This is a genomic window from Telluria sp. AZSoR62 (genome assembly GCF_058111565.1).
Map to the genome: position 1 here is coordinate 1 of NZ_JBYTST010000221.1, position 305 is coordinate 305.

The window sequence follows — 305 nt, forward strand, 5'->3', positions numbered from 1 at the left end:
GAAAATGCGTAAGTAGCTTGTCGAGCTCCTCCAAAGTGGGGCGTCGGTCGCGCTCACGACTTTTCATGTTGTACCCCAGCTTTTTCAAGACCCGCCGTGCATCCGTCATTGCGTGCGGGTCGACTGCATAGCCCCAGGCAGGCCGAGCGATAGAAAGCACTGCGCCCAGATGCGCCAGATCATTCCCAGCCGTCTGTGGTTGTACAGTCCCTCCCTCCTTGCCCATTCGCCACAGCGCATACTCCACCAGCACCTGACTGTTAATGTCCTGGTCGTTCAATTTGCCCAGGTACGATTCGCTAATT

At 56.4% G+C, this 305-nt stretch carries 1 pseudogene; it reads right to left on the reverse strand.

Features of this window, described 5'->3' with window-relative positions:
* Window positions 1-280: pseudogene (locus AC3XQU_RS23580) on the reverse strand (hypothetical protein); the annotation flags it as partial.
* Window positions 281-305 lie beyond the last annotated feature (25 nt).